The sequence below is a fragment of the Bradyrhizobium sp. WBAH42 genome (assembly GCF_024585265.1).
Classification (GTDB): Bacteria; Pseudomonadota; Alphaproteobacteria; order Rhizobiales; family Xanthobacteraceae; genus Bradyrhizobium.
Genome location: NZ_CP036533.1, coordinates 5,582,788 through 5,599,142, shown reverse-complemented (window position 1 = coordinate 5,599,142; position 16,355 = coordinate 5,582,788). Strand labels below are relative to the sequence as shown.

Sequence of the window (16,355 nt, the reverse complement as noted above, 5' to 3'; positions counted from 1 at the left end):
ATGCAAATTCACGCGGGCGTGGCGGAACTGGTAGACGCGCTGGATTTAGGTTCCAGTGACGAAAGTTGTGGGGGTTCGAGTCCCTCCGCCCGCACCAAGCGCTTATCGCGTTTGCACGGATTACGAGGCCTGCTTCCAAGCGGATGATCATCCGCCTGGAACGGGTCCGATGAACCACCGGCGTGGAGGCGTTTGCCTCGCGCCGGATCGATTAACGACAGCGTCCCGACGCGCGACGTGCCGGGGCCGAACGAAAAGAAGATTGGACGCCATGCAGGTCACAGAAACCCTCTCGGAAGGTTTGAAGCACGAGTTCAAGATCAGCGTTCCCGCGTCTGATCTTGACGCCAAGGCCGGTGCCAAGCTCGTCGACCTCAAGGACAAGGTCCGCATCAACGGCTTCCGTCCGGGCAAGGTGCCGGTCTCGCACCTGAAGAAGGTCTATGGCCGCTCGGTCATGGCCGAAACCATCGACCAGACCATCCGAGACACCAACACGCAGCTGTTCTCCGAGCGCGGCTTCCGTCTGGCGACCGAGCCGAAGATCACCATGCCGACGGAGCAGAAGGACGTCGAGGAGCTGCTGAGCGGCAAGACGGATCTGACCTACACGGTCGCGATCGAGGTGGTGCCGGCGATCGCGCTCGCCGACTTCAAGACCTTCCAGGTCGAGAAGCCCGTTGCCGAGGTCACCGACGCCGACGTCGACGAGGCGATCAAGCGCATCGCCGATTCCAACCGCACCTATGCCCCCAAGGGCGAGGGCACCAAGGCGGAGTCGGGCGACCGCGTCACCATCAACTTCAAGGGCACCATCAACGGCGAAGTCTTCGAGGGCGGCACCGGCGAGGGCATCCAGGTCGTCATCGGCTCCAACACCTTCATCCCGGGCTTCGAGGAGCAGCTGATCGGCATCGGCGCGGGTGAGACGCGCACGCTGAAAGTGTCATTCCCGAAGAACTACATGAACGACAAGCTCGCCGGCCAGCCGGCGGAGTTCGAGACCGCTGCGACGCTGATCGAGGCGCCGCAGGACCTCGCGATCGACGACGAGTTCGCCAAGTCGCTCGGCCTGGAATCGCTGGACAAGCTGAAGGAGGCCGCGCGCGAGCGGCTGACCGCCGAGTTCGCCACCGCCACGCGCCAGCGCGTCAAGCGCGCGCTGCTCGACCGCCTCGACGAGGCGCATCGCTTCGAGGCGCCGCCCTCGCTGGTGGACGAGGAGTTCAGCCTGATGTGGAACTCGGTCAAGGCCGAGATGGACTCCGCCGGCAAGACCTTTGCCGACGAGGACACCACCGAGGACAAGGCGAAGGAGGAGTATCGCAAGATCGCCGATCGCCGCGTGCGGCTCGGCCTCGTGCTCTCCGAGATCGGCGAGAAGAACAAGATCACCGTGACCGACGACGAGGTCGGCCGTGCCGTGATCGAACGCGCGCGCTCGATGCCCGGCCGCGAGAAGGAGGTCTGGGACTTTTACCGCAACAATGCCCAGGCGTTGGCCCAGCTTCGTGCGCCGATCTATGAGGACAAGGTGGTCGACTTCATCCTCGAGCTCGCCAACGTGACCGAGAAGAAGGTCTCGCGCGAGGACCTCTACAAGGACGACGAGGCGGAAAAGACCGCAGCCTGAAGGGTTTGAGGCAGCCTTCCATTAATGATGATCAGCGAAGAGGCCCAGCTAGCCAGGTGGCCGGCTGGGCCTCTTTGCGCGAATCAGCTTCAACTGCCCCTCGGGTTAAGCCTTAATGCGCTCCGCACTTGTCAGAAGCGAATTGGGCTATATCTGTCGCTACGCCTTCTACTTCTTACCCAAGTTCCTGCATCACAGGACGTCCATTCGCCTTCCGGCAAATTCAGCCAAAGTGGCAAGCCTGCCCGGCGATGTCCGTCTCCGAAACACTAGGTGACTCATGCGCGATCCGGTTGAAACTTACATGAACCTCGTGCCCATGGTGGTCGAGCAGACCAACCGTGGCGAGCGCGCCTACGACATTTTCTCGCGCCTCTTGAAGGAGCGCATCATCTTCGTGACCGGCCCGGTCGAGGACGGCATGTCGACGCTGATCGTCGCGCAGCTGTTGTTCCTCGAGGCGGAAAATCCGAAGAAGGAAATCTCGATGTACATCAACTCGCCGGGCGGCGTGGTGACGTCGGGCCTTGCGATCTACGACACCATGCAGTTCATCCGCCCACCGGTCTCGACGCTGTGCACCGGTCAGGCGGCTTCGATGGGCTCGCTGCTGCTCGCCGCCGGCGAGAAGGACATGCGCTTCTCGCTGCCGAACGCACGCATCATGGTGCACCAGCCCTCCGGCGGCTTCCAGGGCCAGGCCACCGACATCATGCTGCACGCCCAGGAAATCCTGAACCTGAAGAAGCGGCTCAACGAGATCTACGTCAAGCACACCGGCCAGACCTACAAGTCGATCGAGGATGCGTTGGAACGCGACAAGTTCCTGACCGCGAACGACGCCAAGGAGTTCGGCCTGGTCGACAAGGTGATCGACAAGCGCGCCGAGGAGCCGGCGCCGGCGAAGGCCCCGTAGCACTACTGGGGCGTCAAGACGAACCCTCAGTTTGCCGTGGACCCGTCAGGGCGGCGTTCACGTTAGGTGCGCGTGCGCGCGGCGCAAAACGCGGTTTTGCGCCCTGCGGCAAGCAGAAAGTTCCGCTTTCGTGCTTGTTTTTCGTGGCAATCCAGCAACGCCGGGGTGTTTTCGATCACTTCGCTCGTGCCAAGACCGGAAATCACGGTATTGTCACGGGTAGCCGGCGACCCCCGATTAGCGAATTCTTGATAGTCGGGTGACAGCATGGTTGGCTACGATTGATCGGCTATGATCGCGGGGGAATCGAGTGACCGTGATTCGCACGGGATGTAGTAAAGCGTAGGGTCTTTTTTGGTACGGAATTTGCTCTACTTAAGCTTCATACCGACCACCGTGTCGGAATGGAGCGATCGAGCGGAACGGGATCGAACCGCGGACGGAGACATGAATGAGTAAGGTCGGCACGAGCGACTCCAAGAACACGCTATATTGCTCGTTCTGCGGCAAGAGCCAGCACGAAGTCCGCAAACTGATCGCGGGTCCCACGGTCTTCATCTGCGACGAGTGCGTCGAGCTCTGCATGGACATCATCCGCGAGGAGAACAAGTCCTCGCTGGTCAAGTCGCGCGACGGTATTCCGACGCCGAAGGAAATCTGCAAGGTGCTGGACGATTACGTCATCGGCCAGAGCCATGCGAAGAAGGTCCTGTCGGTCGCGGTGCACAATCACTACAAGCGCCTCAACCATCAGACCAAGCACAACGACGTCGAGCTCGCGAAGTCGAACATCCTGCTGATCGGTCCGACCGGCTCGGGCAAGACGCTGCTCGCGCAGACGCTCGCCCGCATTCTGGACGTGCCGTTCACGATGGCCGATGCAACGACGCTGACCGAAGCCGGCTATGTCGGTGAGGACGTCGAGAACATCATCCTGAAGCTGCTCCAGGCCGCCGATTACAACGTCGAGCGCGCCCAGCGCGGCATCGTCTACATCGACGAAATCGACAAGATCAGCCGCAAGTCCGACAACCCCTCGATCACGCGTGATGTGTCGGGTGAGGGCGTGCAGCAGGCGCTGCTCAAGATCATGGAAGGCACGGTGGCTTCGGTCCCGCCGCAGGGCGGCCGCAAGCATCCGCAGCAGGAGTTCCTGCAGGTGGATACCACCAACATCCTGTTCATCTGCGGCGGCGCGTTCGCCGGCCTCGAGAAGATCATCTCGGCACGCGGTCGGTCGACCTCGATCGGCTTCGGCGCCCAGGTGCTCGCGCCGGAGGATCGCCGGACCGGCGAGATCTTCCGTCACGTCGAGCCTGAGGACCTCCTGAAGTACGGCCTCATCCCCGAGTTCGTCGGCCGTCTGCCGGTCGTGGCGACGCTCGAGGACCTCGACGAGACCTCGCTGAAGAAGATCCTGACCGAGCCGAAGAACGCGCTGGTGAAACAGTACCAGCGGCTGTTCGAGATGGAGAACATCGAGCTGACCTTCGCCGACGAGGCGCTTGGCGCGGTCGCCCGCAAGGCGATCGAGCGCAAGACCGGCGCGCGGGGCCTGCGTTCGATCCTCGAGGCGATCCTGCTCGAGACCATGTTCGACCTGCCGGGTCTGGAAGGTGTGGAAGAGGTCGTGATTTCCCGCGAGGTCGTGGAAGGAACGGCGCGTCCGCTCTACATCTACGCTGATCGGTCTGATCGCGCCGTCGAGAACGCCAGCGCCTGAACTGACGGCGCTGGAACGCTCCAATCGTCTTCTCAAAGTGGGCTGCGGAACTGATATTTCCGCAGCCGGTGTTGCGTCGCTTATTGCGTGCGTAAGCGCCTGATGGCGCGCGTCTTTCAATGACTTGACACCCCCCGGGTCGATAGCCACCTAATGTCGGCGGCGAGCGAAAATTCTCTTCAAGATTCGCCTCTGTTCCGTTCCGGCGAGCCGGTCCACCTTGTAGAGGACCGACCGGTTCTGCGGATCACCTCGGCACCTTGTGGCGGTTGCGCATGATCAGCGGGCTGCGTGCAAGGGGGCAAAGCAAAAGGAAAAGGCCATGACCAATCCCAAACCCCGGCCAACCATCGTCCATGGCGAAGCGCACGCTTATCCCGTGCTGCCGCTGCGCGACATCGTCGTCTTCCCGCACATGATCGTTCCGCTCTTCGTCGGTCGCGAGAAGTCGATCCGCGCGCTCGAAGAGGTGATGAAGAACGACGCGCTGATCATGCTCGCGACGCAGAAGAACGCGTCCGACGATGATCCAGCGCCCGATGCCATTTACGAGACCGGGACGCTCGCCAGCGTGCTCCAGCTCTTGAAGCTCCCCGACGGCACCGTGAAGGTGCTGGTCGAAGGGCTCGAGCGTGCGCGCGTGGCGAAGTACACCGATCGCGCCGACTATTACGAGGCGACCGCCGTCGCGCTCGCCGACACCGATGCGAAATCGGTCGAGGCGGAAGCCCTGGCGCGCTCGGTCGTGTCCGACTTCGAGAGCTATGTGAAGCTCAACAAGAAGATCTCGGCCGAGGTCGTCGGCGTCGTGCAGGCGATCACCGATTTCGCCAAGCTCGCCGACACCGTTGCCTCGCATCTCGCCGTCAAGATCGCCGATCGCCAGGGCATCCTGGAGACGCTGTCCGTCACCACGCGCCTGGAGAAGGTGCTGGGCCTGATGGAGAGCGAGATCTCGGTGCTGCAGGTCGAAAAGCGCATCCGCTCGCGCGTCAAGCGCCAGATGGAGAAGACCCAGCGCGAGTATTACCTCAACGAGCAGATGAAGGCGATCCAGAAGGAACTCGGCGACGACGATGGTCGCGACGAGCTCGCCGACCTCGAAGAGAAGATCTCCAAGACCAAGCTCTCCAAGGAAGCGCGCGAGAAGGCGCAGCATGAATTGAAGAAGCTGCGCCAGATGTCGCCGATGTCCGCGGAAGCGACCGTCGTGCGCAACTATCTGGATTGGCTGCTGTCGATCCCGTGGAACAAGAAGTCCAAGGTGAAGAAGGACCTGGAGCAGGCGCAAGCCATCCTGGACTCCGATCACTATGGGCTCGAGAAGGTCAAGGAACGCATCGTCGAGTACCTCGCGGTGCAGTCGCGCGCCAACAAGCTGACCGGGCCGATCCTGTGCCTCGTCGGGCCTCCCGGCGTCGGCAAGACCTCGCTCGGCAAGTCGATCGCGAAGGCGACGGGGCGCGAATTCGTGCGCGTCTCGCTCGGCGGCGTGCGCGACGAGGCCGAGATCCGCGGTCACCGCCGCACCTATATCGGCTCGATGCCCGGCAAGATCATCCAGTCGATGCGCAAGGCCAAGTCGTCCAATCCGCTGTTCCTCCTGGACGAGATCGACAAGATGGGCGCCGATTTCCGCGGCGATCCGTCCTCGGCCTTGCTCGAGGTGCTCGACCCCGAGCAGAACGGGACCTTCAACGACCACTATCTCGAGGTCGACTACGATCTGTCCAACGTGATGTTCATCACCACCGCGAATACGCTCAATATTCCGGGGCCGTTGATGGACCGCATGGAGATCATCCGGATCGCAGGCTACACCGAGAACGAGAAGGTCGAGATTTCGCGCAAGCACCTGATCCCGAACGCGGTGTCCAAGCACGGCCTGGACTCCAAGGAGTTCTCGATCGACGACGAGGCGCTGCTGCTTCTGATCCGCCGCTACACCCGCGAAGCGGGCGTGCGCAATTTGGAGCGTGAGCTCTCTACACTTGCCCGCAAGGCAGTGAAGGAGCTGATGATCTCCAAGAAGAAGTCGGTCAAGGTCACCGAGAAGACTCTGGAAGAGCTGCTCGGCGTGCCGAAGTACCGCTTCGGCGAGATCGAGAGCGAGCCGCAGGTCGGCATCGTCACCGGCCTTGCCTGGACCGATGTCGGCGGCGAGCTGCTGACGATCGAAGGCGTCATGATGCCCGGCAAGGGCAAGATGACGGTCACGGGCAATCTGCGCGACGTCATGAAGGAGTCGATCTCCGCGGCGGCGTCCTACGTCCGCTCGCGCGCGATCAACTACGGCGTCGAGCCGCCGCTGTTCGACAAGCGCGACATCCACGTGCACGTGCCGGAGGGTGCGACGCCGAAGGATGGTCCGTCTGCGGGCGTTGCCATGGCCACCGCGATCATCTCGGTCATGACCGGCATCCCGGTCCGCCATGATGTCGCGATGACCGGCGAGATCACGCTGCGCGGCCGCGTGCTGCCGATCGGCGGCCTGAAGGAGAAGCTGCTGGCTGCGGCCCGCGGCGGCATCAAGACGGTGCTGATCCCCGAGGACAACGCCAAGGATCTCACGGAGATTTCCGATGCGATCAAGGGCGGCATGGAGATCATCCCTGTCTCCCGCCTCGACGACGTCGTCGCCAAGGCGCTGGTGAAGAAGCCGGTCCCGATCGTCTGGGAAGAGGACACCAAGGTGACGGTGAAGCCGGACGGCGATGAAGCCGCCGGCGGCCTGACCGCTCACTGAGTGTGCGGCTCGGAATGATGATAAAACGGCGCCTTCGGGCGCCGTTTTTGTTTGGGGGGATAGGGAGGAGGCAATGCACATCGATGGGCAATGCCATTGCGGGGCGATCACCTTCGCGGCCGAGGTCGATCCTGAGGCAATCTCGGTCTGTCACTGCACCGATTGCCAGTCGCTGACAGGCTCGCCGTTCCGTGTGACAGCCATCTGCACCAAGGCTGATGTCCGCCTGACCCTCGGTACGCCCAAAATCTACGGCAAGCGCGGCGACAACGGCCGGATGCGTTTCCAGCACTTTTGCGGGGACTGCGGTTCCCCGCTGTTCACCAGCGGCGAGGGCGACCAGGCCGACGATTGGGGCATCCGCTGGGGTTCGATCCGCCAGCGCGATGCGCTGAGGCCCACGCGACAGATCTGGTGCCAGTCGGCGGCGGTGTGGATCGACGCCGTGCCGCTGCTGCCGGGGCGGCCGCAGGATTGAGGCCCAGGTCGGTCCAAGTCGGTCGAAGTCGTTAGGCTGGGGTCTTGCCCGTCCGGGGCCCGTAGGGCTAAAGAGGCGGCGAGGGCGGTTAGCTCAGCTGGTTAGAGCATCTCGTTTACACCGAGAGGGTCCGCGGTTCGAATCCGTGACCGCCCACCATTCCCAGAGACATATCGGCTTGGCAATATTCGTGCCCGCTGGATTGCCGCAGAGCTGAATGCTGGTGGCATCGGGGACGGCCATGTTTGTTATCGAGGACGAATTACACGCCGAGCCCAGGGGCCGATTTCAGACACGCCAGCAGGCTCTCGCGGAGTTGCAGCGGCCAGCTGCGATTCCATGGGACGAAGAGCCCAATTGTGCGCCGTGCACCAATTGGCGCAATTGCGGTCGTCGCTACGAGTTGATCGCGTATGACGACAGCGTCAGACCTTGGGTGGAGCTGTCCCGCACGCTTCTGCTTGAGATTTCTGCTTCCGGCGTGCAGTGGGTTACTGAGACCCAGAACAGCAGCAATCAAGAGGCCCCAATGGAACAGCCCACCGGGCACGAGCAAAACGCCGACCAGATCGCCTATTGGAACGGCCCCAGCGGGCAGCGCTGGGCCGATCGCCACGCGGTGCAGGAAAAGCTGCTCGGACCCATTGCCGACGTGCTGATCGACCGCGCCAAACCGAGGCCGGGCGAGCGCGTGATCGATGTTGGCTGCGGCTCCGGTGCAACGACTTTTGCCTTCGCGAAGGCTGTCGCGCCTGATGGCTTTGCGCTCGGCCTCGACGTCTCCGAGCCGATGCTGTCGCAGGCGCGGGCGCTTGCGCCAAAGGGCCTGCCGCTCGATTTCGTGCAGGCGGATGCGACCGTGCGTCCGTTCGAGCCGGCGAGCTTCGATCTGCTCGCGTCGCGCTTCGGCGTGATGTTCTTTGCCGACCCCATTGCGTCCTTCGTCAATCTGCAGCGTGCGTTGAAGCCGACCGGACGGCTCGCCTTCGCCTGCTGGCGCGAGCCGAAGGAGAACCCGTGGATGATGGCGCCGCTGATGGCGGTCTACAAGCACGTGCCGAAGATGCCGCCGGTCGGGCCGGAGGAGCCGGGCCCCTTCGCCTTCGCCTCGGAAGAGCGCGTGATGCGCATCCTCAAAGGCGCGGGCTTCGTCGACGTGGCAATGGAGCCGCATGATCTTGCGATGGACATCGCGATCGGCGGCGGCCTCGATGCCGCCGTCGACGGCGCGCTGCAGATCGGCCCGGCCAGCCGCGCGCTCCAGGGCCATCCGGCGGAGACGTACGAGGCCGCCAAGGCCTCGATCCGCGAGATGCTCGCGCCGTTCCTGAAGGGGCAGAGCGTGGTTCTGCAGGGCGCGATCTGGATCGTGACGGCAAGAGTAACGTAGAGGCGAGATACGTTGCCCCATCGGCAGACGACAAAGCTTGGTGCTCCCATGCCGCATGGTCGCAGCCGCAGCGCAAGTTTATCTGGCTGGAACCGGGCTTCCGATGCAAACAGTCGAAGTTGCGCGATATGCCCTTGCCATCTACAGTCCCGGCCCGAGCACGGAATGACACAAAATCAACTTCATGGCCGATTGCCTGGCGTTCAGGTCGGGCGTGCTGTCGCCGCTCTCGCGGTGTTCTACTTTCACACGCACCTTGCGCTCGGCTATTTCGATCCAGCACGGCTTCACACCTGGCAGTTTCTGGCGGACCGCGGTGCTGCCGGAGTGGATCTCTTCTTCGCAATTTCCGGTTTCATCGTTTGCTACGTCTCGTCGGCACCGGGCTATACGCCCTTCAACTTCCTCGCCAAGCGCTTCTTTCGCATCTATCCCCTCAATGCGGTCGTGACCATCGTCATGGTCCTGCTCTTCAGCCGCAGCATTGGCGGGCCGCCGCATGAGATCGAGCTGGAGCGCGTACTGCGCTCGCTCCTGATCTTGCCGCAAAAGGCTCCGATGAATGCGGTCGGCTGGACGCTCGAATACGAGGTGATTTTCTACCTCGTCTCCGCCATCCTGATTCCCCTCGGTGGTGTCCGATTGCTGCTGCTCTGGTGCGTTGCCGCCGCCGCGATCGGGGCGGAGATCGACCCACAGCCTCCGATGATTGCTCGTTTCGTCCACGGTCACTATGCGAACTTTGCCGCTGGCGTATTCGCCTACATGATGGTCTCGCGGCTTTCGCCACGCTGGAGCTTCAGTCTGGTGCTGCTGGCTGCCGCGATTGGAGCCTACGCGTATGGGCTGCGACTGACACCCTGGATGACGCCCGTGGCGTGCTGCCTGGCCGTAGCCGGTATGGCGCTCCTGCCATCTGCGCCGCGCCCGGTCGAATGGCTTGGCGACATCTCTTACGGCCTTTACGTGTGGCACTGGCCCCTCTTCATGCTCTCGCCATGGCTGGCGCGTTGGATGCGGCTCGACACCGGAAGCGGCGAGATCTGGCGCTGGTGTCTGCTCTTGATTCTCGTCCTCGTCGCGTCCGCGTCGTGGATCTGGTTCGAGCGCCCGATCAATCGCTGGGCGTCGGGTTGGTTGGCGCGACGCTCGAAGACGGCTGTCGTTGCCGGCGCCGCAAGCTCCGATGTGAGAGGCTAGAGCTGCGATCTGCGATCAGATGCGTACCGCACCGGCTCGGTGGGATGCATGGCATGCGAGGAAATATCCTCGCAGCCTGATTGCAACTGACGGGTGAACGGACGCCGAACAGCTTGAGAAACCCCGCTCTTGCTGCTAATCCCGAGCCGAACAGAGGTTCAGGATTCATGGCTCAGGTCTCTCGTTTACCGCAGCCGGTGCAGGCCGACCGTCTCAAGACGGGAGCGGCGACGTATTCGAGCGGCATCGCCGATGCGCAGAACTACATGAACTGGGTCATCGAGCAATTCCGCCCGTATCTGAAGGGACGAATCGTCGAAGTCGGGTTTGGTCATGGGCTCTACAGCAGGGTGCTCGGGGAACTCGGTGACTATTGCGGGGTGGACCACGACCGCGACAGCGTCGAGCAGGCCAGTCGGGCCATGCCGGACCGCAGCTTCGCCGTCTGCGACATTTTGGTTGCCGAACAGCTCCACGCGCTGTTTCCCGACGGGGTCGATGCGGTGTTCACCGTCAACGTGCTCGAGCACATCGAAGACGATGCCAAGGCGGTCGCCAATCTCGTCGATGTGCTCAAGCCGGGTGGACATCTTCTCATCAGCGTTCCGGCTCTCATGCTGCTCTACAACGATCTCGACCGGCTTGCGGGGCACTTCCGTCGCTACAGCACCGCGCGGTTGCGCGATATCCTGGCGGGCCAGCCTGTCGAGCTCGTCCGGTTGAGCTATTTCAACCCGATCGGCGGACTGGGGTGGCTGGCCAACCGGTTGAAGCGGCACGACTCGTTGAACGACGACGCCGTGAATGGACAGATCGCGCTGTTCGACAGGTACATGGTTCCGCTGTCGCGGGCACTCGATCCGCTGTCGCGAAGCTTTTTCGGGCAATCCGTCACCTGCATCGCACGGCGCGTATGATTTCGGTCGTCATTCCAGCGCTGAACGAGCGTAATGGCATCGTCGACACGATCACGCGCGCGAAGGCGGTTCTCGACGGAGCCCAGCTCACTCCTTATGAAATCATCGTCGTCGACGACGGATCGACCGACGGGACCGGTGCCCTGGCCGAGCAGGCCGGCGCCAAGGTCCTGAGGCACGCCCACAACATCGGCTACGGGCGCTCGCTCAAGGACGGCATTCGCATGGCGTCCTTTGAAGTGATCGTCATCAGCGATGCCGACGGCTCCTATCCGATCGAGGCCATACCGGCACTGATCGCACGCCTCAATGAGGGCTTCGACATGGTGGTCGGCGCCCGGACCGGTCCGAACTACCGGGAGTCGATGCTGAAGTCGCCGCTGCGCGCGGTGCTCAAGGTCATCGTCGAGTTCACCGCCAATCGCGAGATCCCGGACATCAATTCCGGTCTCCGCGCCTTCCGCCGCCAGGTGGCCATTTCCTATTTCGACCACGTCAGTGACCTCTTCAGCTTCACCACCTCCCTGACCCTCGCGTATATGATGAACGCGAAGTTCGTCGATTACATTCCGATCGATTACGCCGAGCGGATCGGACGGTCCAAGGTCAATCTGTTCCGCGATTCCCTTCGCACGCTTCAATACGTCCTCGAAGCCTGCACCTACTACAATCCGCTGAAGATCTTCGTGCTGCTGGCGATGTTGTGCATGCTGCTCGCGGTGGTTTCGCTGGTCGGCGGCATCATTCTGCAGCTCGTCAGCGGTTTCGTCCTCGGGGTCGGAGCCATCCTTCTCAGCATTCTCGTCGTGGCGATGGGGCTGCTGGCGGTGCTTCTGAAGCAGATCATGAACCAGCGACCATGACCATCGATCACGCCATAGCGCGATGTGCGGCATAGCCGGAATCTTCCATCGCGACGGCCGCCCGGCTGATCGCGGCACGGTCGCGGCGATGTCTGCGGCGTTGATCCATCGCGGGCCGGACGGAGACGGTTTCTGGCTGGACCAGTCCGTCGGCTTCGCTCACCGTCGGCTCGCCATCCGGGATCTGTCGGACGCCGGCCACCAGCCGATGCTCGATCCTTCCGGACGCATCGTCGTGACCTACAATGGCGAGATCTACAACGATGGCGAGCTGCGCCGCGAGCTCGAACGCTCCTTCGGCTTCCAGTTCCGCGGACACTGCGATACGGAAATTCTGCCCTATGCCTATCTCGCATGGGGAGAGGCGATGTTCGAACGGCTGGAGGGTTTCTTCGCCGTCGGTCTCTGGGACCGGCAGGAGCGTCGTCTGATCCTTGCGCGTGACGGCATCGGCATCAAGCCGCTCTATTACTTCGATGACCGCAGCAATGTCGTGTTCGCGAGCGAGGTGAAGGGAGTCCTGGCGAGCGGGCGCGTGCCGGCGCATATCGATCCCGCTGCTCTGCACACGTTCCTGGCCGCCGGGCACACCGGGACCCGACAGAGTCTTTTCCGCGAGATCAGGCAGGTGCCTCCAGGCACGGTGATCAGCTTTGCCGCCAGCGAACGGACCGAGCGCCGCTTCTGGCGTCCGGTTCGCGCGCCGAGGGTCGACCGGTTGGATGAAGCGGTCGACCGCCTGCGGTCGACGATTCAAACGGTCGTCGAGAGCCAGATGGTGAGTGACGTGCCGCTGGGCGTGCTGCAAAGCGGAGGCGTTGACAGCTCGCTCATCACGCTCACGCTGAAGCAGCTCGGATTGAAGCCGCCGTTGTTCACTGCAGGCTTCACCGAGAAGAGCCATGATGAATCCGCCGCGGCAAAAGAGATCGCCGCGGCTGCGGGCCTGTCGGTCAGCGTGGTCGATGGGGAAGGGGGCGAGGATGTCGAGACGGCCCTTCGCGCGGTCGTCCATCATTTCGACGGGCAGTGCGCCGATACGGGTGCGCTTGGCTTTTACCGTCTGGCCGGCGCAGTCCGGCAGCATTGCAGCGTCGTTCTGTCCGGCGATGGCGGCGACGAGTTCTTCGCTGGATATGAGACCTACGCCGCAACTGCCATGGCGGAGCCCTTGCGCCGCGTCGTGCCGCGCGGCGTTGCGGGCATGACCGGCCGGTTTGCCTATGCCGCCGTTCGCGGCAACGAGAGACGTCTTCCCGCGGCGGCACAACTGGCCCGTTTTGCGCTGGGGCTCAGCGAGGAGGGCGACAGCCCGCATCTGCAATGGCGGCGGCTGGTCCCCCGATTCCTTGCCGCGAAGATCTACGCGCCGGAGATGGTCGATGTCGCAGCGGCAGACCCGTTCGCGGAATATGCGGAATATTATGCGGAGCCGCACGAAAACGTGCTGGATCGGGCGCTGATCGCCGACCAGCGTTTTCATCTCCAAAGCGTGCTCACGAAGGTCGATGCGATGAGCATGGCGCATTCGCTCGAGGTACGCGTTCCGATCCTTGATCGGCGGGTGATGGACCTCGCGGGGACGATCGATGTCGCGCTCCTCAATCCCTGGCCAAAGGGCGCCCCGAAATACGTGCTCCGCAAGCTCGCCGAGCGCCTGGGTATGCCCAGGGAAGCCGCGTGGTCGCGCAAGCGCGGGTTCAACGTGCCCATTGCGCAACTGATGAGGCGCGGCGGCCTGCAAGCGATTTGCGATCGCGTCTTCAACAAGGAGCCGGACGTTTTCGCGCCTTATCTCAAGCCGGATGCGATCCGGATGCTGTGGAACGAACATCTGGAGCGGCGCAGCGACAACGCCTTCGCACTATGGCCCATTCTGACGTTGGGGATATGGCTGATGGGGCTCGCGGCCCCCCGGCCGCGTTGAGCGAGCTGGACGCGCGCATGCCGGATCTGAAGGGACAGACGATCAGCGATTTCGGAGAGCAATGGACTGCTTTCCGGGACAACCCCGGCTATTACGGGTCGGCTGATCTGCTCGGCGACCTGTTCGGCCCGCTGTTGACGCTCGACGATATCAAGGGCGCGAGGGTCGCCGATATAGGCAGCGGCACCGGGCGTATCGTCAACATGCTGCTCGATGCGGGAGCCGATCGCGTCGTTGCGGTCGAACCATCGGCTGCATTCGAGGTCCTGAAGGCCAACACCACCGCCGAAGCGGACCGCATCGAGTATCTCCAGGTGCCAGGCGATCAACTGCCGCCCGGTCTTGGGCTCGACTACGTCGTCTCGATGGGCGTATTACACCATATCCCCGAGCCGGAGCCGGTCGTCCACGCCGCGTTCGCAGCGCTGCGGCCGGGCGGACGCTGCATCGTGTGGCTCTACGGCGTTGAAGGCAACGAGACCTATTTGTCGATCGCAATCCCGCTGCGCAAGCTCACGGTGCGGATGCCGCACCGGATGCTCGTGGCGCTGTCGCATCTGCTGGAGTTCGCCCTGACTGGCTATATCTGGCTCTGCCGGATTATTCCGCTTCCGATGCGCAGCTACATGCGTTCCGTCCTGGCGAAGTTTCCGCGCTCGGTTCGCCGCCTGACCATCTACGATCAGCTCAATCCCGCCTATGCGAAATATTATACCCGCGCCGAGGCTGAGGCGTTGCTGTCCGATGCGGGATTTGCGGATGTTCAGCTCTATCACCGGCATGGTTATAGCTGGACGGTGTCCGGCACCCGCCCGGCGGGGGCGCACGCTCAATCCGCGACCGAACATACCAAGGGCTTGCATTGAAGATGAACGAGGCACGCGCCGGTCGCCCTGGATTGTTGTCTGCATTGCTGGGATGGACAAATTCCATCGCGTGGTTCTGGATCTGGGTCGGTGCGATCGGCTTTGTCTTGACCGTTCACCTCGCCTTCCTGGTGGCCTGGCCCGATCACTTCATCCATGAGGACGGCGGCGCCTACATCATTCAGGCGGAATCGATCCTGAAAGGGCAATATATCGAGGATGCGATCAAGCGGCCGTACGGTGTGGCGGTCTTCCTTGTGCTGCTTTCGAAGCTGTTTGGCCCACACATCCTGGTCTTCGTCATCGCCCAGCACCTGATGAGCGTCGGCACCGCTCTTCTCGTTGCCGCGACCGTACGCATGGCCGGTGCGCCCCGCTTCTTCGCGCTCCTGGCCTTTTTTTTCGCGGCGCTGCATGGCCGCATCATCCACTACGACAATACGGTGGGCGCCGAGACGATTTCCAACTTCCTGGTGAGCCTTGCGGCCTTCATTGCCGCCGGCGCAGCGTTCAGGAACTGGCCGCCATTTCTCGCTTCGGCGTGCGTGGGCTTGACGCTCGGGGCGCTCATGGTGTGCCGGTCGGCGGCGATAGGCCAGGCCGTCGTCATTCTGCTGTGGTTGCTTTTGGTGCTCGATGCCCGCTTGCTGCGTCGCCTCGGCGCGCTTGGACTGGCAGCCGTCCTGGCTTCGGCGGTCTACCTCACCCCGACGGCAATCAACGCCGTGATAGGGAAGCGATCCAGCGGCAACGAGATCCTTGCCGTGATCTCCTTCGTGATCGGCTATTCCGGAGATTTCGATCACGGCATCCATCTCGAGCACAAGGCACAGGCACGCGAGTACGTTGCGAAGATGCGGGCCGCCGACACCAGCCATGGATGGCCCGACGTCGGTGAATATCAATGGCCGTTCGGCGCAGTGCACCGATTGAAGATGGCCGGGGAGAACGATGCGGATCTCGAGAGGATCGCGCGTGACATCTTCATCGAGACGCTGACGACGCCTTCGACGCTGTATCGGCATCTGACCAGGCACTTCCTCCGGGAAATGGATTTCCTGCTGTTCGACGCGAATTCGGTTGCGCGGCGGGCGCCGAGTCCGCAGGGCTACGAGGCCTTCGTCCAGCGCGAGCCCTATCCATATTTTGGCAGTCCTACCGGTTTCCAACGCGGCCAGCTGATTCAGGACTATTACAAGCCCGGCTGGCCGCTAGCACGGTTCTTGCCGACCGCAGATCAGCTGCAGGGCTACCTGAGCGAAGTCATGCGGCATGGCTACGCGCCGAGTTCGGACCTGGTGCCGTTTTGCTGCGGCGTGAAAGTCTCCACCGAATACGATGACCGTGCGGGACCGATCGTGTGGCTGTCCTCGGCGACACTAGGGCTGGCACTCGTTCTGCTGATCGGCGTCCCCGCGAGCTATGCAGGCTTCGTTCGCCGCGTTCCGCGCGGCCTTGTTGCGGTCGGCGCCCTGATGATCCTGCTCGCGCTGGTCAGCGCCGCATTTCCAGCCTTCCTCGTCTATGGCTTCAATCGCTACGGCTACTACGCCATTCCCTTCCTCGGCGGCTCGAGTGCCGTGCTGCTTTGGCTGCTGTTCGAAAGCATCAGGGGCCACGGCGGCAAGTCTGATCGCGGCAAGGGGAAGGGCGGGCGCGTGACCGACGCCGCGGCTCGGTCATGACGCCAGGAGGT

13 protein-coding genes and 2 tRNA genes are annotated in these 16,355 nt (G+C 62.9%); 14 read left to right on the top strand and 1 reads right to left on the bottom strand.

The window, feature by feature from the left end; translation table 11 throughout:
• Nucleotides 1-12 precede the first annotated feature (12 nt).
• From DCG74_RS26185 to DCG74_RS26175, 3 genes are all read left to right on the top strand, one after another.
• Nucleotides 13-97, top strand: a tRNA-Leu gene (locus tag DCG74_RS26185).
• 174 nt (nt 98-271) lie between these two features.
• Complete coding sequence (tig, locus tag DCG74_RS26180; RefSeq protein ID WP_172783505.1) at nt 272-1,633, top strand: trigger factor; 1,362 nt, start codon at nt 272-274, stop codon at nt 1,631-1,633.
• Between the two features lie 280 nt (nt 1,634-1,913).
• Entirely contained in the window at nt 1,914-2,549 is a 636-nt protein-coding gene (locus DCG74_RS26175; protein ID WP_027559514.1) for an ATP-dependent Clp protease proteolytic subunit, read from the top strand.
• Between the two features lie 62 nt (nt 2,550-2,611).
• Here DCG74_RS26175 and DCG74_RS26170 read toward each other — a convergent pair whose 3' ends face one another.
• Entirely contained in the window at nt 2,612-2,818 is a 207-nt protein-coding gene (locus tag DCG74_RS26170; RefSeq protein ID WP_172783506.1) for a hypothetical protein, read from the bottom strand.
• A 182-nt stretch (nt 2,819-3,000) separates the two neighbouring features.
• Between DCG74_RS26170 and clpX the strand changes: the two genes are divergently transcribed.
• From clpX to DCG74_RS26115, 11 genes are all read left to right on the top strand, one after another.
• A complete protein-coding gene (gene clpX, locus DCG74_RS26165; RefSeq protein ID WP_008547851.1) occupies nt 3,001-4,272 on the top strand; it encodes an ATP-dependent Clp protease ATP-binding subunit ClpX in 1,272 nt (423 codons plus the stop codon).
• A gap of 322 nt (nt 4,273-4,594) precedes the next feature.
• Nucleotides 4,595-7,018 (top strand): endopeptidase La, encoded by a 2,424-nt coding sequence (gene lon, locus DCG74_RS26160; RefSeq protein WP_172783507.1) that lies wholly within the window; start codon nt 4,595-4,597, stop codon nt 7,016-7,018.
• A gap of 73 nt (nt 7,019-7,091) precedes the next feature.
• Nucleotides 7,092-7,496: a GFA family protein gene (locus DCG74_RS26155; protein WP_172783508.1), complete on the top strand. Its 405-nt coding sequence runs from the start codon at nt 7,092-7,094 to the stop codon at nt 7,494-7,496.
• A gap of 82 nt (nt 7,497-7,578) precedes the next feature.
• A tRNA-Val gene (locus DCG74_RS26150) sits at nt 7,579-7,655 on the top strand.
• A gap of 370 nt (nt 7,656-8,025) precedes the next feature.
• A complete protein-coding gene (locus DCG74_RS26145; protein ID WP_172783509.1) occupies nt 8,026-8,886 on the top strand; it encodes a class I SAM-dependent methyltransferase in 861 nt (286 codons plus the stop codon).
• A 165-nt stretch (nt 8,887-9,051) separates the two neighbouring features.
• Complete coding sequence (locus DCG74_RS26140; RefSeq protein ID WP_172783510.1) at nt 9,052-10,086, top strand: acyltransferase; 1,035 nt, start codon at nt 9,052-9,054, stop codon at nt 10,084-10,086.
• 80 nt (nt 10,087-10,166) lie between these two features.
• Nucleotides 10,167-11,003, top strand: a complete 837-nt coding sequence (locus tag DCG74_RS26135; RefSeq protein ID WP_172783511.1) for a bifunctional 2-polyprenyl-6-hydroxyphenol methylase/3-demethylubiquinol 3-O-methyltransferase UbiG — start codon at nt 10,167-10,169, stop codon at nt 11,001-11,003.
• The gene (locus DCG74_RS26130; protein ID WP_172783512.1) at nt 11,000-11,866 is read left to right on the top strand and encodes a glycosyltransferase family 2 protein; all 867 of its coding nucleotides are present in this window, start codon (nt 11,000-11,002) and stop codon (nt 11,864-11,866) included. Before DCG74_RS26135 ends, DCG74_RS26130 begins: the two co-directional genes overlap by 4 nt.
• Before the next feature lie 22 nt (nt 11,867-11,888).
• Nucleotides 11,889-13,793: an asparagine synthase (glutamine-hydrolyzing) gene (asnB, locus tag DCG74_RS26125; RefSeq protein ID WP_172783513.1), complete on the top strand. Its 1,905-nt coding sequence runs from the start codon at nt 11,889-11,891 to the stop codon at nt 13,791-13,793.
• Nucleotides 13,794-13,810: 17 nt separating this feature from the next.
• A complete protein-coding gene (locus DCG74_RS26120; RefSeq protein ID WP_246708703.1) occupies nt 13,811-14,659 on the top strand; it encodes a bifunctional 2-polyprenyl-6-hydroxyphenol methylase/3-demethylubiquinol 3-O-methyltransferase UbiG in 849 nt (282 codons plus the stop codon).
• Between the two features lie 44 nt (nt 14,660-14,703).
• Entirely contained in the window at nt 14,704-16,344 is a 1,641-nt protein-coding gene (locus DCG74_RS26115) for a hypothetical protein (protein ID WP_172783514.1), read from the top strand.
• Nucleotides 16,345-16,355: the final 11 nt, after the last annotated feature.